This is a genomic window from Actinomycetospora rhizophila, from assembly GCF_042657905.1.
Taxonomy (GTDB): Bacteria; Actinomycetota; Actinomycetes; order Mycobacteriales; family Pseudonocardiaceae; genus Actinomycetospora; species Actinomycetospora rhizophila.
The window spans coordinates 24,091-36,840 of record NZ_JBHSKG010000007.1; the positions used below are offsets into that span (position 1 = coordinate 24,091).

At 75.3% G+C, this 12,750-nt stretch carries 13 protein-coding genes and 1 tRNA gene; 6 read left to right on the forward strand and 8 right to left on the reverse strand.

The genetic code is table 11. The features are described 5' to 3' along the window. On the reverse strand, positions 1-1,116 hold the full coding sequence (locus ACFPK1_RS14660) for a YncE family protein (protein ID WP_378021673.1): 1,116 nt from the start codon (positions 1,114-1,116) through the stop codon (positions 1-3). Between the two features lie 95 nt (positions 1,117-1,211). After that, complete coding sequence (locus tag ACFPK1_RS14665) at positions 1,212-1,802, reverse strand: type 1 glutamine amidotransferase domain-containing protein (protein ID WP_378021674.1); 591 nt, start codon at positions 1,800-1,802, stop codon at positions 1,212-1,214. 125 nt (positions 1,803-1,927) lie between these two features. Between ACFPK1_RS14665 and ACFPK1_RS14670 the strand changes: the two genes are divergently transcribed. After that, positions 1,928-2,152: a copper ion binding protein gene (locus ACFPK1_RS14670; RefSeq protein ID WP_378021675.1), complete on the forward strand. Its 225-nt coding sequence runs from the start codon at positions 1,928-1,930 to the stop codon at positions 2,150-2,152. A gap of 1 nt (position 2,153) precedes the next feature. Here the strand turns inward: ACFPK1_RS14670 and ku are convergent, their stop codons facing one another. Then, the gene (gene ku, locus ACFPK1_RS14675; RefSeq protein ID WP_378021676.1) at positions 2,154-3,194 is read right to left on the reverse strand and encodes a non-homologous end joining protein Ku; all 1,041 of its coding nucleotides are present in this window, start codon (positions 3,192-3,194) and stop codon (positions 2,154-2,156) included. A 164-nt stretch (positions 3,195-3,358) separates the two neighbouring features. Between ku and ACFPK1_RS14680 the strand changes: the two genes are divergently transcribed. After that, entirely contained in the window at positions 3,359-4,093 is a 735-nt protein-coding gene (locus ACFPK1_RS14680; protein ID WP_378021923.1) for an ATP-dependent DNA ligase, read from the forward strand. Positions 4,094-4,118: 25 nt separating this feature from the next. Here the strand turns inward: ACFPK1_RS14680 and ACFPK1_RS14685 are convergent, their stop codons facing one another. From ACFPK1_RS14685 to ACFPK1_RS14695, 3 genes are all read right to left on the reverse strand, one after another. Beyond that, a complete protein-coding gene (locus tag ACFPK1_RS14685; RefSeq protein WP_378021677.1) occupies positions 4,119-5,915 on the reverse strand; it encodes an HNH endonuclease signature motif containing protein in 1,797 nt (598 codons plus the stop codon). A 362-nt stretch (positions 5,916-6,277) separates the two neighbouring features. Beyond that, the gene (locus ACFPK1_RS14690; protein ID WP_378021678.1) at positions 6,278-7,303 is read right to left on the reverse strand and encodes a prephenate dehydrogenase; all 1,026 of its coding nucleotides are present in this window, start codon (positions 7,301-7,303) and stop codon (positions 6,278-6,280) included. A gap of 66 nt (positions 7,304-7,369) precedes the next feature. Beyond that, positions 7,370-8,623, reverse strand: a complete 1,254-nt coding sequence (locus ACFPK1_RS14695) for a M20 metallopeptidase family protein (protein ID WP_378021679.1) — start codon at positions 8,621-8,623, stop codon at positions 7,370-7,372. A 166-nt stretch (positions 8,624-8,789) separates the two neighbouring features. On the opposite strand from ACFPK1_RS14695, the gene ACFPK1_RS14700 reads away from it, so the two are divergent. The 3 genes from ACFPK1_RS14700 to ACFPK1_RS14710 all read left to right on the forward strand — a co-directional run bounded on the left by ACFPK1_RS14700 (position 8,790) and on the right by ACFPK1_RS14710 (position 9,885). Continuing rightward, positions 8,790-9,329 (forward strand): tRNA adenosine deaminase-associated protein, encoded by a 540-nt coding sequence (locus tag ACFPK1_RS14700; protein ID WP_378021680.1) that lies wholly within the window; start codon positions 8,790-8,792, stop codon positions 9,327-9,329. Beyond that, positions 9,319-9,789, forward strand: a complete 471-nt coding sequence (locus ACFPK1_RS14705) for a nucleoside deaminase (protein WP_378021924.1) — start codon at positions 9,319-9,321, stop codon at positions 9,787-9,789. The genes ACFPK1_RS14700 and ACFPK1_RS14705 overlap by 11 nt, the downstream gene beginning before the upstream one ends. Before the next feature lie 10 nt (positions 9,790-9,799). Continuing rightward, positions 9,800-9,885 (forward strand) — tRNA-Ser (locus ACFPK1_RS14710). 86 nt (positions 9,886-9,971) lie between these two features. On the opposite strand, the gene mftD is transcribed toward ACFPK1_RS14710, so the two are convergent. Beyond that, positions 9,972-11,150 carry a pre-mycofactocin synthase MftD gene (gene mftD, locus ACFPK1_RS14715; protein WP_378021681.1) on the reverse strand — a complete coding sequence of 393 codons (1,179 nt, stop codon included), beginning with the start codon at positions 11,148-11,150 and terminating at the stop codon, positions 9,972-9,974. Positions 11,151-11,256: 106 nt separating this feature from the next. Further along, a complete protein-coding gene (locus ACFPK1_RS14720) occupies positions 11,257-12,327 on the reverse strand; it encodes a LacI family DNA-binding transcriptional regulator (protein ID WP_378021682.1) in 1,071 nt (356 codons plus the stop codon). 128 nt (positions 12,328-12,455) lie between these two features. Here ACFPK1_RS14720 and ACFPK1_RS14725 point away from each other — a divergent pair, with 128 nt between their 5' ends. Continuing rightward, positions 12,456-12,719 carry a hypothetical protein gene (locus ACFPK1_RS14725; protein ID WP_378021683.1) on the forward strand — a complete coding sequence of 88 codons (264 nt, stop codon included), beginning with the start codon at positions 12,456-12,458 and terminating at the stop codon, positions 12,717-12,719. Positions 12,720-12,750 lie beyond the last annotated feature (31 nt).

Consider the following 12,750-nt stretch of genomic DNA (forward strand, 5'->3'; position numbering starts at 1 on the left):
CTACGGGTCGACGAACTGCACGGCTCCGGTGGAGACGCCGGCGACGTAGAGCCGGCCCGTCTGCGGGTCGACGCCGAGGGTGTACGGGTTCTGCACGGTGGCGACCCGCGCGACCTCGCGCGGCTGTGACGCGGTCATGTCGTAGCCGACGACCTCGTTGGTGCCCGAGGACGCGACCCAGACGCGGTCGCGCACGGGGTCGTAGGTGATGCCGTACGGGCCGCCGGGCTGGGCGATGCGGGCGACCTCGCGGGGCCCGCCGTCCGGCCCGCTCGTCGGCTCGAAGACGATCACGGCGTCGCCGCGGGTGTCGGTCGCGATCATGCGGCCGTGGCGGTCGGCGACGAGGTGGGTCGGGCCGGCGCCCGCCGGGACCTCGCCGACGATGCGCAGGCCGGCGACGTCGTAGGTGGTGAGCGTGTTCTTGCGGACGTCGATCATGCCGACGGTGTCGCCGACCGGGGCCACGCCCGCGGGCTGCACCGCGTCGGTGAAGACCTTGACGACCCGGTCGCCGCGCACCGCCGAGACCGTCCCGCCGAGCTCGTCGGCGGCGATGACCGTGCCGTTCGGGGCCTGGGTGACGTCGTGCGGCACCGTCCCGACCACCAGCGGCGGGTCGGCCTGCCCGCCGGGCAGCGCGACGCGCACGACGGCGTTGGCGCTCTCGACGGGCGCCAGCACGGGGCCGCCGGGGCCCGCGAGCTGCAGGTGGCGCACGAAGCCCGGCAGCGGCGTGCGGGTGCGGATCGCGCCGGTGTCGGCGTCGAGGAGGACGAGCTCGTTGGGGTTGCGCTTGGTGACGGCCACCGTCCGCGTCACCGGGTCGACCACCACGCCCTCGGGGGCGGACCCGACCTGGACCTGGCGCCCCGGCGGGGTCGCGGACGGCTCGGGGGCGCCCTGCGGCTCCGCGGCCAGGGGCAGCTGGTCCGTGGGCGGGCGGGTGCCCTCGGTGGGGACACCGGGCGGGAGGAAGCCGGTGGTGGTCGTGGGGGGAGCGGCCGGAGCGGCCGGGGCCGGCGCGGCGGCCGGGGGCTCGTTGCTGCACGCGGCGAGGGCCAGGCCCGCGATCAGGCCGAGGGCGGCCGCGGTGCGGGCGGTGCGTCTGCGCATGGGGCGGGAGTATGGCGCTGCTCCCGTGGGGCCCGCGCGATGACGCCGACCGGCGCAGTGGGTCGGTCAGGGGCCGGTCGGCGTCCGCGGCGGGCTCAGGCCTGGTCGGCCGACAGCGCGTGGGCCGGGGTCGGCGCGTTCGCGAACTCCTCGACGAGCGTGCGGCAGAAGGCCGGCAGGTCGTCGGGGTTGCGGCTGGTGACGAGCCCCTGGTCGACGACGACCTCCTCGTCGACCCACTCCGCGCCGGCGTTGCGCAGGTCGGTCGCGAGGCTCGGGAACGAGGTCATGCGGCGCCCGCGGACGACGTCGGCCTCGATGAGCGTCCACGGCGCGTGGCAGATCGCGGCGACCGGCTTGCGGTTCGCGAAGAACTGCCCGACCACCTGGACGACGTCCGGGATGGTGCGCAGCAGGTCGGGGTTCGCGACCCCGCCCGGGAGCACGAGGGCGTCGTAGTTCTCGATCTTGACCTGGGTGATGACCGCGTCGACGTCGAAGCGGTCGCCCTTGTCGAGGTGGTTGAAGGCCTGGATGGAGCCGGGCGTCTCGGAGACCAGGACCGGGGTGCCCCCGGCCTGCTCGACCGCCTGCCACGGCTCGGTGAGCTCGACCTGCTCGGTGCCCTCCTTCGCGCAGAGGAACATGATCGTCTTCCCCTGCAGCGGCGTGCCGGTGTCGGCCATCTCGTGCAGCGCTCCCTCACGTCATGGGTACCCTCGGGGGGTATGCAGCCGCTCCCTCTGCGGGACGGTGACTGCGGACGCGAGGGGCTCCCCCGGCCCCGTCGCGACGAAACGGAGGCCGCGCGATGACCAGCACCACCCTGTCCGTCCCCGAGATCCACTGCGGGCACTGCAAGGCGGCGATCGAGGGCGCGGTCGGGCCGCTCGAGGGCGTGTCCGCCGTCGAGGTCGACGTCGACGCCCGCAGCGTGCGCGTGGACCACGACGACGCCGTCACCGTGCGCGCCCTCGTCGACGTGATCGAGGACCAGGGCTATGACGTCCCCGACCAGGAGGCGCTCGCCGGCTGAGTCACGCGCTCTTGCTGCGCCGCCCCTTGGTGGTCGTGGCCTCGTCGTCGTCCTCGGACTTCTTCTTGGACGAGCTCTTCGACCGCGTCGACTTCTTGGGTGCTTCCTCGGTGGCCTGCTCGGCCTCCTCGGTCGCCTCCGAGGTCTTCTTCGTGCGCGAGCGGGCGCGCTTCGGCTTCTCCTCGGCGGGTGCCTCGTCGGTCTGGGCGTCGGCGTCGGCCGTCGCCTCGGAGCTCGCGGCCGCCGGCTCCTCGGCCGGGGCCTTCCCGCCGGCCGCCTCGACGCTGCGCCGCAGGGCGGTGAGCAGGTCGGTCATGTCGTCGCCCTCGTCGGCGGGGGCGGCCTCGGGGGTCGGGCGCCCGCCGCCGTGCTCGCGCTTGTACTCGATCAGGTCGACCATGGCCTGGCGGTAGTCGTCCTCGAACTGGTCGGAGTCGAACTCGCCCGAGAGGCTCTCCACCAGCGACGACGCCATCTGCATCTCCTGCGGACGCAGGTCGACCTCGGTGCGCAGCGTCTCGAACTCCGGCTCGCGCACCTCGTCGGGCCACAGCATCGTCTGCAGCACGATCGCCTCGTCGCGCACTCGCAGCAGGGCCAGCGTCTCGCGCTGCCGCAGCGCCACCTTGACCACGGCCATGCGGTCGGTCTCGCGCAGGGCCTCGCGCAGCAGCGCGTAGGGCTTGACCGCCTTGCTCTCCGGCTCGAGGTAGTAGCTCTTGTCGAGCAGCAGGGCGTCGATCTGGTCGGACGGCACGAACTGCACCACGTCGATCTCGTGCCCGGACGCGACGGGCAGCGTCGCCAGGTCGTCGTCGTCCAGCATGATCAGCTGGCCGTCGTCGGTCTCGTAGCCCTTGGCGATCTCGGAGTACTGCACCTCCTCGCCGCAGACCGAGCACGTGCGCTTCTGGCGGATGCGGCCGCCGTCGCGCTCGTGCACCTGGTGGAAACGGATGTCGTGGTTCGTGGTCGCGGCGTACAGCCGCACCGGCACGTTCACGAGCCCGAACGACACCGCGCCGTTCCAGATCGCGCGCATCATGGGCCCCTCTCGGCGGGCAGGTCGGTCGGCGCGGTGGGTCGGCGCTCACCGTGCGTCGGGACCAGCATGCCCCACCGGCCCCATTCGTCCCAGTCAGGGACGCGCCGACCCCGGTCCGCGGCATTGTCGGTGGGCGGAGGCACGATGGCCGGGTGCGTCCGATGCTCCCCGTCCCCGGCGACCTCCCGGTCGACGGCGGCTGGAGCTACGAGGTCGACTGGGCGGGGGTCCGCCTGCTCGCCGACGTCGACCAGGGCGAGCTGACCCTGCGCACCGCCGACGGCGAGGACGTCACCGCCCGCTTCCCCGAGTTCGCCGGCCTCGTCGACGCCGTCGCCGACGGCCTGCTCGACGGCGAGGCCGTGATGCTCGACGGCGGCAGCCCCTCGGGCGAGGCGCTCGGGGAGCGCCTGCACACCTCCGACGCCGGCCGGGCCCGCGCCATGGCCCGCGAGCGGCCGGCGGTGTTCATGGTCTACGACGTCGTGCGGCTCTACGGGGTGCCGCTCGACCCGCGGCCCCTCGAGGAGCGGCGGGCCGTGCTCTCGCGGCTGGACCTCTCGCAGTCGACGCGCATCCAGATCTCGCCGGCCTACGACGACGGCCCGGCCCTGCTCGCGGGCGTGATCGCCCAGCACCTGTCCGGGGTGATCGCCAAGCGCCGCGGGACGCCCTACCGCCCGGGCGACTCCGGCGGCGACTGGATCCGCGTCGACCCCGCGCTCGCTGCGAGGCCGTCGCGACCCCGGGGGCCTGAGGGGTTCGAGGGGTCCGACGGCGTCGACGTGCCCCCGACGGCTCCCGTGTCCCCGGCCGGCCCGGTCACCCCGCCGCCCTCCCGACGGCCCCGCCACGCCCGCCGCGAGCGCACGCCCCAGCACGACACGCTGTTCTGAGCTCGCGGCGCGGCGCCGCCGGCCGTCAGATCGGCGAGTCATCGCTGCCTCGTGGGATCAGCACGGTGCGGGTCGCGGGCCGGACGTCGAGGGCCGTCGGGTCGACGCCCGGTCCGGGCCCGACCAGCGCCCCGAGGTCGGGTCCCCGAGGTGGGGACGTCGGCGGTCCGGTGGCGATCGGCGTCAGGACGGGGCGGACAGTGCGGTAGCGGCGCCCCGACGGCGTGGTCCACAGCAGCGAGCCGTCGGGACCGCGCGCGACCGCCCAGCCCGGTCGGTGCTTGATGCGGTGGTGATGTCGGCAGTCGGGGCCGAGGTTGTCGGCGGCGGTGCGCCCGTCGGGGTCGAGCGGGTCGAACGGCACCACGTGGTCGAGGTCGCAGGCCTGCGCGGGCACGCGACAGCCCGGGAAGGTGCAGGTGAGATCGCGGTTGAGGACGTGTTCGGCCATCGCCGCCGGGGGTCGGTACCGGCGGTGTCCGACGTCGAGGACGGCGCCGGAGGCGGGGTCGGTGAGGATGCGGCGCCAGGTCGCGTCGCCGTCGGCGGCCAGGGCCCGTGCCGCGGCAGCGGTGATCGGTCCGTAGCCGACGAGCTCGGCGGGACGCTCGTCGAGCCCGAGGAGCGTGTCGGCGGAGACCACGACCCGGACCTGCACGGTGCGAGGCCGCCGGACCAGGGTGCGGCGGCGTGGGGGTGGCGCGGGGGTGCCGGGAACACCGCCGTCGCCGGAGCTCCGCGGTGCGGGGACAGGGACACGGCCGGGCTCACCGTTCTGCCTCGGCTCGCTCTCGGGCTCCGGCTCCGGCTCCGGGTCCGGTCGCGGGTCGGGGTCGAGGTCTGTGCCCGGTCGCGGGCCGCACGGCGGCGGACAGGTGCACGCCTCCGTGCCGGCCTCGTCCGCGTCGTCGTCCGGCTCCTCCGGCAGCCCGCCCGCGGCCGCGACGGCACCGAGGGCGACGAGGTCGGACAGGGCGTCGGCGCGCCGGGCGTCGGGGGAGCGATCGCCCTCGTCGTCCCCCGCGGCGGTCGGTGCCACACGGCGGGAGTGGGCGTCGATCGTGCGGTAGAGCAGCAGGGCCTCGGCGGCGGGCAGGTACGCCGTCACCGTGGCCATCCCGTGGTCCTCGGCGCCCAGGTGCACCCCGCGCTCGCGGGCCGCGGCGCGCTCGCGTCGGCGCGCGCTCGTGGGGTCGAGGCGGACCGCGGCCCGGCGGGCGGTGCCGGCGAGCTGCGCGGGGGTGCGGGCGATCTGGCGGCCGGCGGCGGTGCCCTCGAGCAGGTCGCGGCAGATGCGCTCGCGCAGGTCGGGCTCGAGGTCGAGCAGGACCGCGCCGACCGCACGGACGTGGGCGAGCCCGAGGCGCCCGTCGAGCATGGCCTCGATCATCAACGGCAGGCCGCTCACCAGGCTGACCGCCTCGTCGACGCGCCGGGTCGCGGTGCGCTGGGCGACCTGCCAGGTCAGGGCCAGCTCGGTCACCACCGACTCGACCTCGGCGCCGACCCCGCCGACGTGCTCGTCGAGCGCTGTCCCCGCCGGGCGCCGCTCGGCACGCTCGACCGCCCGCGACACCAGGCCCTCGACGGTCATCATCTCCTGCGCCTGGGCCCAGGCCGTCATGCGCGCCCACCCGGCGACCCGGTCGAGCCCGTCGCTGTTCGCCGCCTGCCAGGCGTCCTCGCCGGCCGCGGAGTGGTCGCCCGGATCCGGGCACGGCGCCAGGAGCTCGGCGGCGATCAGGTGCTCGGCCAGCTCGGGACCCGGGACCACCCCGGCCAGGGCGGCCGGAGCACTCTCGTCCACGAATCCTTCGAACATGTGTTCGATGATACGGCACGGGTCCGACACCCGAGGCGAGATCTGTAAGACCGTCGGGGCCCTCAGGCGCCACGAGCCCGCCAGCAGCACAGCAGCAGCACGGCCAGCAATACGGTGAGGGTCGCGGTGACGTCGAGGCGCAGGATCGCGAGGTCCGGTTCTCTTCGTCGGCCCGGGGTCCGGGAGGACGGTTCAAGAAGACCGGCCGACCGCCGGCGCCCGCTTCCGGCACCGCGCGCTCGACGCCGACCTCGCCGCCCGGTTCCGGCGCACCGCGCGGGAGCGCACCGGCGTGTCCCGCCGGCGAGCCTGTGGCGATCCTGGCGCTACACGCCAGCAAGGCCGCATCGCTCGCACCCGGGTCAGTCGAGCGCCCCGCCCGCCTCCTCGGCGGCGTCGAGGGCCTCCGAGGTCCAGCCGATCACGCGCCCGCCCGTGCGGCCGAGCTCGCGCATGCCCTCGAGGAACTCGCCGGGGGTGCCGTCCAGGTCGATCCGCACCTCGCGGCGGGCGGTGCGCGCCCCGTCGAGGGCGGCGCGCGCGTCGTGGCCCGCGGAGAGCGTCGCCAGCAGCCCGCCGGTGGAGGCCAGCGACCCGCGCGCGGCGCCGAGCCGGCCGAGCGCGTCGTCCAGCGACGACAGGAGGGCCGAGCGGTTGCCCTCGGTCATCGCGGCGGTGAGCTCGGGGCGGGTGGCCGCGACCCGGGTGCCGTCGGTGAACGAGCCGGCGGCCAGGGCGAGGGCGAGCTCGCCCCCGTCGGCGCCGACCGCGGCGAGCACCGCGGCGAACAGGTGCGGCAGGTGGGAGATGCGGGCGACGGCGAGGTCGTGCTCGTCGGCGGCGGCCGGGACGACGACCGCGCCGCACGCCAGCGCGAGCGCGGCGACGTCGACCCACACCTCGAGGTCGGCGTCGTCCTCGGTGGCGACCACCCACACCTTCTCGTGGAACAGCTGCAGCGAGCCCGCGTCCCAGCCGGAGAACTCCGTGCCGGTCATCGGGTGGCCGCCGACGAAGCGGGTCGCCGGCGCCCGGCGGGCCACCGCCTCGGCGACGGGCACCTTGACGCTCGTGACGTCGGTGAGGCGACAGCCGGGGGCCTCGCGGGCCACGGCGGCGAGCACGTCGTCGAGGGCCGTCAGCGGCACGGCCAGCACGACGAGGGCGTCCTGCTCGGCGGCCCGGGCGAGCGCCTCGTCGACCGAGGCGGCGATGTCGTAGCCGTCGGCCGCGGCCTTCTCGGCGGTCGTCGTCGAGGCGGACGCGCCCCAGGCGTGACGCCCGGCGTCGGTGGCGGCGCGCAGCAGCGACCCGCCGATGAGGCCGAGCCCGATGACGCACACCGGGCGCTGCTGGGCGGCGGCGAGGGTGGCACCTGCGGATTCCACGTCGGCGAGGGTAGGACGACCCGGGAGAGTGAGGACGATGCGCCCGAACGGGGGCGCGACCCCTGATCAGCGCGGACGCAGGGCGTCCATGACGTACCCCGAGTACAGGGCGACCCCGGCGACCATCGCGTCCTCGTCGAACACCACGCGGTTCGAGTGGTTGGGCGGCGCCTCGGCGGGGTCGACGTCGGGCGGGCAGGCGCCGAGGAAGGCGAGCGCGCCGGGGACGCGTCCGAGGACGTAGGAGAAGTCCTCCGAGCCCATGATCGGGTCGGGCATCGGCTCGACGAACCGCGATCCGAGCACCGAGCGGCCGACGTCGGCGACGCGGTCGGCGACGTCGGGGTCGTTGACCGTGACCGGGTAGCCGGCCTCGATGTGCACGTCGCACGAGCAGCCGTAGGCCGCCGCGACGCCCGCGCACACCTGCCCGATCTCGTCGAGCACGCGCCCGCGGGTCTCCTCCGACAGCGTGCGCACCGTGCCCTCGAGCAGGGCGGTCTCGGGGATGACGTTGGTGGTCGTGCCGGCGCTGATGTGCGAGATGGTGAGCACGGCGGGGTCGAACGCGCTGATCCGCCGCGTGACCATCGTGTGCAGCGCGCCCACCATCGCGGCCGCCGCGGGAACGGGGTCGAGCGCGTCGTGCGGGGCCGAGGCGTGGCCGCCGCGGCCGGTCACCCGCACGTGCAGGTCGTCCGACGACGCCATGATCGAGTCGGGGCGCGTCTGCAGCGTGCCGGCGGCCAGGCGCGAGGTGACGTGCAGGGCCATCGCCGACCCGGGCACGCCGCCCGGGCCGTCGGCGGACAGCAGGCCCTCGTCGATCATGGTGCGGGCGCCGTGCGCGCTCTCCTCGCCGGGCTGGAACATGAACACCGCGGTGCCGGCGAGGCGCTCGCGCCGGCCCGTGAGCAGGCGGGCGGCCGACGCGAGCATCGCGGTGTGCAGGTCGTGCCCGCACGCGTGCATCGCGCCGTCGACCTCGGAGGCGAACGGGACCCCGGACTCCTCGTCCATCGGCAGCGCGTCCATGTCGGCGCGCACCAGCACCGTCGGCCCCGGGTGCGCACCCCGCAGCACGGCGGTGACGGAGCTGCAGTCACGGCCGGTGTCGATCTCGAGCGGGAGCTCGCGCAGCGCGGACAGGACCGCCGCCTGCGTCACCGGCAGCGTCAGCCCGGTCTCGGGGTTGCGGTGCAGGACGCGGCGCAGCGCGAGCGTGCGCGGCTGCAGGGCCCGGGCCTCGGCCAGCAGTGCCCGTTCGGGCGCCCGGTGGGCCGCGCGACGACCACCCGCTCGTCGCTCCGGAGCACTCACCCGTCCGATCCTGGCACCCCCTGCGTGAGGTCGCGGCGTCGCGCGATGCCGTCCGTTCACCCGTGCGCGGTCCCCCGGACGCCCGCGGGCAGTGCACCGACGACCGTCCGGCGCCCGTGACCTCGCCGGACTTCCACGTGGACACACCCGCCCCTACCGTAGAGCCATGGCAGGCCAGGGCCCTGGAGGCTCCACCGCGACACGCGGCGGCACGGGCACCGTCGCTCCCCTCGACGGGTGGGCGGTGGCCGTCACGCGCGAGGAAGGACGCTGGCGCGCGGTCGCCATGGAGCGCGACAGCCTGGCCGACCTCGACGCCGCCATCAGCGCCTTGCGGAGCCTGCGCTCCACCGGGGCGGTGCTCGGGCTGCTCGACGTCGACGACGAGTTCTTCGTCCTGGTGCGCCCGACGCCCGGCGGGGTGGCGCTGCTGCTCTCCGACGCGGTCGCCGCGCTCGACTACGACGTCGCCGCCGACGTGCTCGACCTGCTGCGCCTCGAGGTGCCCGACGAGGACGAGGCCGACGACGACCCGTGGCCCGAGGGCGATCTCGGCATGCTCGCCGACCTCGGTGTGCCCGAGGACGAGCTCGCGGTCCTGGTCGAGGAGATCGATCTCTACCCGGACGAGCAGCTCACCGCGATCGCCCGCCGCTGCGGGTTCGCCGACGAGCTGGCGAAGGTCGTGGAGACCGCTGCGCCCTGATCACGAGGGCTGGATGGGCCGGGCGCTCGAGGTCGCCCGGACCTCCGGTGACGACGTGCCCGTGGGCGCGGTGGTGGTCGACGCCGACGGCCGCCTGCTCGCCACCGCCGCCAACGCCCGCGAGGCCGCCGGCGACCCCACCGCGCACGCCGAGATCCTGGCGCTGCGCGAGGCCGCGCGGCACCACGGCGACGGATGGCGCCTGGGCGGCTGCACCCTCGTCGTCACCCTCGAGCCCTGCACCATGTGCGCCGGCGCGGCCGTCCTCGCCCGGGTGGACACGATCGTCTTCGGGGCCTGGGAGCCGCGCACCGGGGCCGTCGGCTCCCTGTGGGACGTCGTGCGCGACCGACGGCTCAACCACCGCCCCGAGGTGGTCGCCGGCGTGCGGGAGGCCGAGTGCGCTGCGCTGATGCTCGACTTCTGGCCCGGTCGTGATCGTCGGGAGGGCGTCCCGTAGCCTTGTCGGCGGTAGCGTGTCCGAGCGGCCAAAGGAGCGCGCCTCGAAAGCGCGTGTGGGTTCTGCCCACCGTGGGTTCGAATCCCACCGCTACCGCGCACCGGGGGTCCGCCCCCGGACTCCCGAAAGACCACGAAGGCCCCCTCCCGGATTCCGGGAGGGGGCCTTCGTCGTCCGTGGTCCTAGTGGACGGCCTGGCGGGTGAAGTTCGGCGGGATGATCAGGTCCTCGGGGACGAGGTCGTGCACCGACTTCTTGCCCAGGCCCATGAGCCCCGAGCCGATGCCGCCGCGCAGGATCTCCAGCACGTTCTCGACGCCCGGCTGCCCCGCGGCGGCGAGGCCCCACAGGTAGGCGCGCCCGATGGCGACGGCGCGGGCGCCGAGCGCGAGGGCCTTGACGACGTCGCTGCCGCGGCGGATGCCACCGTCGAGGATGACCTCGACGTCGCGGCCGACGGCGTCGACGATCCCGGGCAGCACGCGGATCGGCGCCGGGGTGGAGTCGAGGTTGTTGCCGCCGTGGTTGGACACCTGGATCGCGGTGGCGCCGGCGTCGACGGCGCGCTTGGCGTCGTCGATGCGGGTGATGCCCTTGACACAGAACGGCAGCTCGCTGCCCCACTGCTCCCGCAGCCAGGCGACGTCGGCCCAGGTGGGGGGCGGGGTGAACATCCACTGCCCGTAGGCGCCGAAGAACGTCGGGGCGTCCTCGCCGCCGGTGGGGATGTTCGGCACCGTCAGGTCGGGGATCTTGCCCGAGCGCAGGAACTGGAGCCCCCACTTCGGACGGGTGGCGCCCTCGGGGATGTACTTGAGGATCGTCTTCCAGTCCATCTTCTCCGGGATGGCCGGGCTGCCCCAGTCGCGGCCGTGGGAGAACGACCAGTCCAGGGTGACGATCAGACCCTTGGCGCCGGCCTTCTTCGCGCGCTCCGCGCGGGCGGCGAGGGTCTCGCGGTCGCCCACCCAGTACATCTGGAAGAACGTCGTCGGGTTGGCCTCGACGACGTCCTCGATCGCGCGGCTGGCGAACGAGGACAGGCCCATCGCGGTGCCGGCGTTCTTGGCCGCGCGGGCGACGGCGACCTCACCCTCCGGGTTGACGGCCTGCACGCCGGTCGGCGAGATGATCACCGGCAGCGAGATCTCCTGGCCCATCACCGTGGTGGACAGGTCCTTCTCGAACGGCAGGTCGCACACGTGCGGCAGGAACTGCAGCTCGCGGAAGGCGTTGATGTTGTCCTCGAGCGTCGCCCCGGCCTCGCTGCCGGCCACCAAGGCGCCGTACACCGACTTCGGGAGGTTCTTGCGGGCGCGCCGCTGAGCTTCGGCGACGGACTCGAACCACTGACCAGCCATGAGAACCCTTCCGCGCGTGACGTGCTTCATCGCAGCCTATCCGCGCGTGACGGCCTCCACGGTGTCTGCGCGGACGGTCCGCGGGCTGCCCGTTCGGAGGGGTCGCTCACCGCGAGGGCGGGGGTCCGGTGGAGGCGCGCACGACGAGCTCGACCGGCAGCCGGTGCTCGTCGGCCGTCGCGGCCGGCCGCAGGAGCAGCTCCGCGGCGCGGCGCCCCTTCTCGCGGTGGGGCTGGCGGACGGTGGTCAGGGCGGGGTGCGCGTCGGCGGCGGCCGGGACGTCGTCGAACCCGACGACCGAGAGGTCCCCGGGCACCGCGAGCCCGGCGTCGGCGGCCGCCGCCAGCGCGCCCAGGGCGAGCTCGTCGCTCATCGCGAGCAGGGCGGTGGGGCGTGGCTCGCGGGCGAGCAGGGCCGCCGCCGCGCGCCGGCCCGCGTCGCGGCCGTAGGGGACGCGCTCCTCGACCGCCACCGCGGACCAGTCGATCCCCGCGCCCTCGACCGCCTCGCGGTAGCCGATGAGCCGCTCGCGGGAGGCGCGGTAGCGGGCCCGGTCCTGGCGCTCCCGCCCGGCGGTGCCCTCCCACCCGTCCTCGACCAGCGGCATCGCGACGACGCCGAGCCGGGTGTGGCCGAGGTCGAGCAGGTGGCGGGCGGCCGACGCGGCGCCGCGGCGGTCGTCGATGCCGACGTGCCCGGCGTTCGGGAGGCGGGGGCCGTCCACGACGACGAAGGGCAGTCCCCGGTCGACGATCGCGGCGAGCGCGCCCTCGATCGGCACGTCGCAGTAGCAGATGACGGCGTCGACGAGGGCCACGCGCGCGACCGCTCCCGCCGGCCCGCCGCTGATGAGCACGAGCGCGAGGTCCTCGTGCTCGCAGACCTCGCTGACGCCCTGGAGGAACAAGACCGCGGCCGGGTCGGAGAACGCGAAGGACATGGGGTCGTCGTAGACGAGGCCCAGCGCGTTGACCCGGCCCCGCGAGAGGGTCGCGGCCAGCGGGTGGGGCCCGGCGTACCCGAGCTCGCGGGCGGTGCCGAGCACCCGGTCGCGCAGGGCGGCGCTCAGCCGCTCCGGGTGGTTGTAGGCGTTGGAGACCGTCGCCCGGGAGACGCCGAGCGCGTCGGCGACGGTCGCGAGCGTGACCCGCCCGCCCCGGCGCCCGTCGGTCTCCACGGCGCGATTCTCCCCGACCTCGTCGCCGGACCGGGAGACGACGGGAAGTGAACCGGTTCAACCACAGCTCGATCGACATCGCCACTCCTCTTGCGCCCTACCCGTTTGAACCGGTTTAGTGCCGAGCCATGGGACTTCGACGGTGGTGCGAGCAGGCCCGACGGGCGCTGGGGATCGGCGCCGCGGCCCGGGAGGTCGCGCGGGAGGCGGAACGGGTGGTGGCCCGGGCCGCCGTGCGCGATCGCCCCGCGGCGGTGGAGGGCGAGATCGCGTTCCTGCTCGCCGACGAGCGCGTCCCGGCGCGGGGCCGGCGGCTGTGGGCCCTGGAGCAGGCACGGGACGATCTCCGCGCCGAGCTGGCGACGACCTCCCCGGGGTCCGGGACCGTGTGACGCCGGACCATCCCGGCCACGGACACTCCGA